Below are 7652 nucleotides of genomic sequence, written 5' to 3'. Positions count from 1 at the left end.
GTAATGTTTGAATTGACTGTGCTGAATCTTTCGATTCAATGGTCACTTCGTTTCATTGAAACCTAATTTGATACCGAGGTATCCAATTGCATTATCATCAACGAGTGCCCACACAGATTGATAGGTCTATATTGTTAAAGAGCAACTCTTCTTTGTGATTGACATCACTTCGGAAGAGGCGGCCATTCTAGCGAGATAATTTATTGTGTCAAACACTTTCTTCAAATTATTTCGTTTTTCTTTTCAGCCTTATCAACTTCGCTTAACCCCTTGTGAGGCCTTGCCCTGTCGACGAGGAGGCATTATAGAGATCGCGCTCACATTGGCAAGTGTTATTTTTCAAAAATTGCAAAAATAATAGTTAAACGATGAGTTTTCGATCAAACCTTTATTTATTCAACTTTACCCCAAACTCTCACACAACTTATCCACAGAATTGTTCTTTGAGACGTGTTTTTCAAGTACCATAAATAAAGAAAGCTGCTTTATTGCAGCTATCTTTATTAAACTTAACCTAAACTCTATTTAAAGAGCATTATGGCTATATGCCAGACCCATCTTGTTCAGAGCCATCATCTTCGTGTAGGCCACATTCTCGCTTTAAGCCAAAGAATCGAGTTTCTTCCTCTGACATTCCCGGCTCCCATTTACGAGTAGTATGTGTATCACCAACTGAAAGGTAACCTTCATCCCACAATGGGTGGTATTTAAGGCCGTGTTGTTCTAAGTAGTAATGAACGTCTTTATTAGTCCAATCAATTACTGGTAGAAATTTAAACACACCGTTCTGAATTGATAGAATCGGTAAACCTGCACGAGATTTACTTTGCTCTCGACGCAGTCCAGAGAACCACGTTCCAACATTAAGCTCTTTTAACGCTCGACGCATCGGCTCAACTTTATTGAGCTTGTTGTATTTTTCAATTCCCTCTACGCCTTGCTCCCATAATTTTCCATATCGAGCTTCTTGCCAATTCGCACTTTCCTTGGCTCGATAAACTTTTAAATTTAGGTTGAGAGCATCTGTCAGCTCATCGATAAATCGGTACGTCTCAGCAAACAGGTAACCAGTATCGGTTAGAATGACGGGGATGTCCGCTTTGGCGCGAGTAACTAAATGAAGCATAACCGCGGCTTGAATACCAAAACTAGAAGAAACCGCGAACTCGCCTTCTAGATTATCTAAAGCCCACGCTACTCTCTCTTGTGCTGAAAGCTTTTCGAGCTCGACATTAATTTGAGCAAGACGGAGGATTTGCTCCGTCTTTGTTAATGTCAGTAACTCTGTGAGCTCCAGCTTGGATGCTACAGAATCAAGCATGAAAGTCCCTCTTTGATACGAGCACTTCTTGGATAATGCCAGCACGAATAGTGAAATCGCCAAAGGCTTCGCCTTCTTCACGCTCTTTCGACCATCGAGCCACCAGCAGATCAATCTCTTCTAAGATTTGCTTATCCGTGATGTTCTCTTTATACATTTTTGGTACTCGAGTACCGGCACGGTTACCACCTAGGTGCAAGTTGTAACGACCCGGCGCTTTGCCAACTAGACCAATTTCAGCCAACATTGCGCGACCACAACCATTTGGACACCCAGTTACACGCAAAATGATGTTGTCATTTTCTGGTAGGTTGTGCTTTTCCAGAATCCCCTCCACATCAGTAACAAACTGAGGAAGGAAACGTTCAGCTTCTGCCATCGCTAGCGGACAAGTTGGAAAAGCAACACACGCCATTGAGTTCTTACGCTGTTCACTTACGCCGTCGTCCATTAAGCCATGTTCACGAGCGATCTTTTCAATTTTCGCTTTTTCGTTTTTAGGTACACCCGCAACAATTAGGTTTTGGTTCGCTGTCATGCGGAAATCGCCTTTGTGGATTTTGGCAATTTCAGCAACACCCGTCTTAAGTGGTTTACCTGGAAAGTCTAATAAGCGACCGTTTTCGATGAAAAGCGCTAAATGATATTTACCATCAATTCCTTCTACCCAGCCAATACGGTCACCACGTTCTGTGAATTCATATGGACGGCTTTGCTCAAACTTAACACCAGCACGTTTCTCGACTTCCGCTTTAAAGACATCGCTACCTACACGATCCAATGTGTATTTGGTTTTTGCGTTCTTACGGTTTGAACGGTTACCCCAGTCGCGCTGAGTTGTTACTACAGCTGCGGCAACATCAAGTGTCTTGTCCAGCGGAATAAAGCCAAAGTCGTCAGCGCGGCGCGGATAAGTTGATGTATCGCCATGCGTCATCGCTAAGCCGCCTCCGACCAGGACGTTAAAACCAACCAGCTTGCCGTTATCTGCAATCGCTACGAAGTTGAGATCGTTAGCGTGTACATCTACGTCATTTTGCGGTGGGATAACCACTGTGGTTTTAAACTTACGTGGTAAGTAGTTCTTGCCTAGAATCGGTTCGTCTTCTTCCGTGCTTTCTACTTTTTCACCGTCTAGCCAAATCTCTGCATAAGCGCGTGTTTTCGGAAGCAGGTGTTCACTGATTCTCTTCGCCCATTCGTAAGCTTCTTGGTGTAACTCTGACTCCACTGGATTAGTGGTACACAACACGTTACGGTTTACATCACCCGCGGTTGCAATCGAATCAATGCCAATACTGTTGAGCGTTTGATGCATCAACTTAATATTCGGTTTTAATACCCCATGAAACTGGAACGTTTGGCGAGTCGTCAGACGAATACTTCCATATAAAGAGTGCTCCGTTGCGAACTTGTCGATCGCTAACCATTGCGTTGGCGTGATGATGCCTCCAGGCATACGAGCACGAAGCATCACATTATGTAATGGTTCTAGTTTTTGCTTTGTGCGTTCATTACGGATATCACGATCGTCTTGTTGATACATACCGTGGAAACGAATTAACTGGAAGTTGTCGGCAGTAAAGCCACCAGTAATACGGTCCTGTAAATCTTGCTCAATGGTGCCACGTAATAAGTTGCTTTCTCGCTTCAGGCGCTCGTTATCAGATAGCGGCCCTAACTCTTCACCTAATACAACCTGCTTATTATTGTCCGTAGAAAAAGTCATTAGTACACATCCCTCTGATAACGTTTCGCTTTACGTAGGTCATTAATAAATTGTTCTGCATCGTCACGCGGCATCTTGCCTTCTTGTTCAGCAACGATAACCAATGCGTCGTGCACATCTTTTGCCATACGCGTTGCATCACCGCAGACATAGATATAAGCGCCTTCTTGGATCCACTGCCACACATGAGCTGCGTTTTCTAAGATGCGATGTTGTACGTAAACCTTTTCTACTTGGTCACGACTAAAGGCAACATCCAATCGGCTTAGTACTCCTGACTTGAGATACTTTTGCCATTCCACTTGGTATAAGAAGTCTTGAGTGAACGTGCGATCACCAAAGAACAACCAGTTTTTGCCTTCAGAATCGCGGTTTTCACGTTCCTGAATAAAGCTACGGAATGGTGCGATCCCTGTGCCAGGACCAACCATGATAATTGGAGTGCTATCATCTTCCGGCAGTTTGAAGTTGTTGTTATGCTCAACAAATACTTTAACTTCATCCCCCTCTTCGAGACGCTGTGCTAAGAAACTAGACGCACCACCATACCGTTTTTCGTCGTTTTGTTCGTACTCAACCAAAGCAACCGTTAGGTGTACTTCTTCATCGACCTCTTCTTGGCTTGATGCAATAGAGTAAAGGCGTGGAGTAAGACGACGAAGCAAACCAATCAATTCATCTGCGGTTAACTTGGTTTTCTTTTCTGCCAGTACATCAACGATTTGAGTATTTGCAGAGTACTCGCGAAGCTTATCTTTATCTTCAACTAACTTTTGTAGCTTCTTGCTACCGGATAACTCGGCAAACTTTGTGATGAGCTGTGGGTTAGATGTTGTGATTTCATATTTACTCACAAGAGCACTGTGGATTGACAAGCTTTCACCATCAACGTCAACAGTCTCAACCCCAGACAAACCGACCTTACCAAGAATGGCATTTGCAAGTTCCGAGCTATTTTCAAACCACACACCTAGTGCATCACCAGGCTGATACGTTAAGCCCGAGCCTTCTAAGTCGATTTCTATATGACGAACGTCTTTTCCAGAGTCACGGCCCGTGATTTTTTGACTGGTCAGTAACGTCGCAGTGTACGGATTTTGTTTATTGTAAGGAGAGTGCGCAGTCGCAGCTTGACCCACAGGAAGTTGAACCACATCCGCTTCAGAGCCAGAAGACAGTGTATCTTTTACCTTGTCTAACGCATTCTTACGCCATTCAGTTGCAGGGGCTTCATAATCCACATCGCAATCAAGACGCTCGATAAATGGAGTCGCGCCTAGCTTTGATAGGTAAGTGTCGAAGTCTTTACCGGTCTGACAGAAGAACTCGTAGCTAGAATCTCCCAATGCAATAACACCATATTGCAGGTTTGGCAGCTTTGGAGCCTTCTTCGATTGCAAAAACTCATGTAGCTCAATGGCATTGTCTGGCGCTTCGCCTTCGCCGTTAGTCGATGCCACAATAATGACATGCGTTTCTTTGGCTAAGTTTTTACCTTTGTAATCGCTTGCATCAAAAAGTTCGACTGCAATTCCTTCTGCTTTTGCTTCCTGTTCCAGAGCTTCAGCAACACCTTTAGCATTGCCCGTTTGGGAAGCAAAAATAATACTCAACTTACCTGCTGGCTTCGCTGATACGGCTGCCGTTGCTTGTGCAATTGGCGTTACCGCTGTGTTTGGTTGATTTTGAGCTAATCCCCAAAAATACCCACTGACCCAAGCAAGTTGCTGTGAAGACAACTCAGAGACAGTTTGTTGGAGTGAGCTAATTTGTTGGTCATTCAGAGGGCTTGCGATTGGAGGATTTCCTCCTTGCCCATTATTATCTTCAGACACATTCTTGTGAGAATACTCATTCTTTTGAAAAGACATTATCACGACATCCCTATTCATTGCGTGACGATAGAGTACCCACTCTCCTTAATAACAAGAAAGAATAGAAGTGAATGTTTTATAACTTTTTGGAAGTAAGAACGGCTTACTTTTTGCTCATCGATCTTCAATGCGGACTTGTTGAAAGCCTACTGCCATTGCCGATTTTGACGCAGTATCCAAATCTTCATAAAGACATTCTTCGCCGTGACTGTCCGTTAGAAAAACAAAACCACCGCGCGCATGTCTAAACTCTACAACCCAACCACCCTCTTGGATTGCAGGCTCAATAATCGCTTCGATAAGCTGATTTTCACGGAATAGATGTCTTAGTTCATTTATTGTCATCGCTATCCCTGCTTTAACTTTCACATTGCTCCTAGGTAAGCATGGTCTAAGTCAGCCAAATAGGGAGAAATTTCGATTGGATATAATGAAGTGATATAAAAAAACGCCGCTTATAAAGCGACGTTTTAAGTAAATCGAATATCTAGTATGGCTGAGTTTAGAACGCGTATTCCGCACTCACAAAGAAGCCGTTAGCAAAAATAAACTCTTTCCCTAGATCCGACATGAATTTATCGGACTCTAAATCAATCACACGGTAACCTCCACGAAAAACCAGTCGAGCTTTTTCGAGCGGTACATTGTATTGAACACCTGCCATGAAATCGGTGCTTTTGATACCTTTGTTGTCACCAAAGTTTATCTCACCAATCACATCAAAGTTTGTATCCGGAACTTGAATTTCTGCGTAACCATACCAAGCCCAAATCAGCTCATCAAATTCTTCTACACGCCTGCTTGAGCCAGCATCAATGTATTTAGTGTCACTTAAATTACTGAACGTGAGACCCGCATCAAAGTGCAATAAATCATGCTCTAGAACGTGGTAATACAAGGTTAAATCGAGCTTATCGACCCCCATGTAATCCGCATCAACACTTGAGTAACGAAGGCGCGCATTAGGGACGTATTTTACATCATGTTCAATCGCCGCGTAAAAAGTGCCTGCGGTACTGCTATCTCGTCTCACTTCATTAACTTTAGTGTCGGCAGCCCATACCTCTGCGCCGACTTTTGTCGATACAGAGTACTCTGCAAAAACAGGAAAAGATACTGCCAACGATAATGCCGTTAAAGCGATGTTCGCTTTATTTGTCATGTAGTATTTACTCCGAGATAGCTGATATTCACGTAGAGGACGTGGGAGGAAATATACCATATTCTCACGCCTCTCCATCAACTAAATGATGTTACTCATTATTTATAGCGGGGCTGAGCGACGTAATTCTTGAAGAACCAAATACCCAATGCAATCACGATTAACCATGGTAATAGTTTGAGTACCGCTCCAACCATTCCCAGTAAAAACATCACAACTAACGCAATACCAGTTGCTGCGAATACGGTCATCATTGTGATACCCGTAACCAACAAGGTCGCCGCAAAGACTAAAATAAAGATTAGCTCCAACATAATCACTTCTCCATTTGTTTTCAATAAACAGAGCAGTTTCCATACCAACTTATAGAGAAGAATTTAAGATTATGATTTTTAATAAAAAAACAAAACCAGAGGCATTTCTGCACTCTGGCTTTATCATTCTTTAGTTGGTAATTTTAGCCATTCACTGGCGAATTTTACACATTCAATTCTTTTGGAATCTTAGCTAGCGCGTCTTGCAATACTTCTAGACCAGAACCTGGTTTGTGCGCATTTTCACTGATATGACGACGCCATTGACGAGCACCGGGCATGCTTTGGAACAAACCTAACATGTGACGGGTAATGTGACCAAGGTACGCACCTTTCGCTAATTGCGCTTCAATGTATGGGTACATCTCTTCAACAATTTCGCTGCGTTTCTTCACTGGAGCGTTAGAGCCAAACAACTCTTGGTCTACCGATGCCAGTAGATATGGGCTTTGGTATGCTTCACGACCAATCATCACACCGTCAAGATGCTGAAGATGTGCTTTTGCTTCTTCTAATGACTTCACGCCACCGTTAATCGCAATCGTTAGGTGTGAGAAGTCTTGCTTCAATTGGTAAGCGCGTGGGTAATCCAATGGTGGGATCTCACGGTTTTCTTTTGGGCTTAAACCACTTAACCAAGCTTTACGAGCATGGATAGTGAACTGCTCACAGCCACCCTTTTCTGAAACAATAGAAACGAAATCCGTTAAGAACTCGTAAGAGTCTTGATCATCAATACCAATGCGAGTCTTAACTGTTACAGGGATATCGACCACGTCTTTCATTGCTGCGACACAATCCGCAACTAACTGCGGTTCAGCCATTAGGCAAGCACCAAATCGACCGTTTTGTACGCGGTCAGATGGACACCCCACATTTAGGTTAATCTCATCGTAGCCACGCTCTTGCGCTAGCTTGGCACACGTAGCCAAATCTGCTGGGTTTGAACCACCAAGTTGAAGGGCTAACGGATGCTCTTCTTCGTTATAAGCCAGGAAATCTCCTTTTCCATGAATGATCGCACCTGTCGTCACCATTTCAGTGTACAGCAGGGTTTCTTTGGTCATTAAGCGATGGAAGTAGCGACAATGACGATCAGTCCAATCTAACATTGGTGCTACGGAGAGCCTGCAAGAATGAGTCATGATATAAACACCCGTTTTTATGTTGCCAAGGTCGAGCGCAGCAGTACGCTCAAAAAATAAGTCGGGTATTGTATACCCAAGCACCTCTGGGTGCTAGTTTCAGCGAG

The 7652-nt window shown here is 43.5% G+C and carries 7 protein-coding genes; all 7 read right to left on the bottom strand.

From position 1 onward, the window contains the following. Positions 1–541: 541 nt before the first annotated feature. Positions 542–1321, bottom strand: a complete 780-nt coding sequence (locus R7D93_RS23540; protein WP_005382748.1) for a phosphoadenylyl-sulfate reductase — start codon at positions 1319–1321, stop codon at positions 542–544. Then, positions 1314–3050, bottom strand: coding sequence for an assimilatory sulfite reductase (NADPH) hemoprotein subunit (gene cysI / locus R7D93_RS23535; RefSeq protein ID WP_017821724.1), 1737 nt, complete (start codon positions 3048–3050; stop codon positions 1314–1316). Before cysI ends, R7D93_RS23540 begins: the two co-directional genes overlap by 8 nt. Further along, positions 3050–4921 (bottom strand): assimilatory sulfite reductase (NADPH) flavoprotein subunit, encoded by a 1872-nt coding sequence (locus R7D93_RS23530; protein ID WP_213868980.1) that lies wholly within the window; start codon positions 4919–4921, stop codon positions 3050–3052. Before R7D93_RS23530 ends, cysI begins: the two co-directional genes overlap by 1 nt. Before the next feature lie 117 nt (positions 4922–5038). Further along, on the bottom strand, positions 5039–5269 hold the full coding sequence (locus R7D93_RS23525) for a hypothetical protein (protein ID WP_005381264.1): 231 nt from the start codon (positions 5267–5269) through the stop codon (positions 5039–5041). A gap of 157 nt (positions 5270–5426) precedes the next feature. Then, on the bottom strand, positions 5427–6086 hold the full coding sequence (locus R7D93_RS23520) for a TIGR04219 family outer membrane beta-barrel protein (RefSeq protein WP_213908356.1): 660 nt from the start codon (positions 6084–6086) through the stop codon (positions 5427–5429). 98 nt (positions 6087–6184) lie between these two features. Further along, on the bottom strand, positions 6185–6400 hold the full coding sequence (gene pspG / locus R7D93_RS23515) for an envelope stress response protein PspG (RefSeq protein ID WP_005381266.1): 216 nt from the start codon (positions 6398–6400) through the stop codon (positions 6185–6187). A 164-nt stretch (positions 6401–6564) separates the two neighbouring features. Then, entirely contained in the window at positions 6565–7545 is a 981-nt protein-coding gene (dusA, locus tag R7D93_RS23510; protein ID WP_017821727.1) for a tRNA dihydrouridine(20/20a) synthase DusA, read from the bottom strand. Positions 7546–7652 lie beyond the last annotated feature (107 nt).

The sequence above is a fragment of the Vibrio sp. YT-15 genome (genome assembly GCF_033337445.1).
In the GTDB taxonomy this organism is placed as follows: Bacteria; Pseudomonadota; Gammaproteobacteria; order Enterobacterales; family Vibrionaceae; genus Vibrio; species Vibrio alginolyticus.
This window is presented reverse-complemented; position numbering and strand designations above follow the sequence as displayed.

Excerpts from the sequence above, each read along its gene's own strand:
- pspG (WP_005381266.1), bottom strand. The coding sequence starts at position 6,400 with ATGTTGGAGCTAATCTTTATTTTAGTCTTTGCGGCGACCTTGTTGGTT.
- R7D93_RS23530 (WP_213868980.1), bottom strand. The coding sequence starts at position 4,921 with ATGTCTTTTCAAAAGAATGAGTATTCTCACAAGAATGTGTCTGAAGAT.
- dusA (WP_017821727.1), bottom strand. The coding sequence starts at position 7,545 with ATGACTCATTCTTGCAGGCTCTCCGTAGCACCAATGTTAGATTGGACT.
- R7D93_RS23520 (WP_213908356.1), bottom strand. The coding sequence starts at position 6,086 with ATGACAAATAAAGCGAACATCGCTTTAACGGCATTATCGTTGGCAGTA.
- R7D93_RS23540 (WP_005382748.1), bottom strand. The coding sequence starts at position 1,321 with ATGCTTGATTCTGTAGCATCCAAGCTGGAGCTCACAGAGTTACTGACA.
- cysI (WP_017821724.1), bottom strand. The coding sequence starts at position 3,050 with ATGACTTTTTCTACGGACAATAATAAGCAGGTTGTATTAGGTGAAGAG.
- R7D93_RS23525 (WP_005381264.1), bottom strand. The coding sequence starts at position 5,269 with ATGACAATAAATGAACTAAGACATCTATTCCGTGAAAATCAGCTTATC.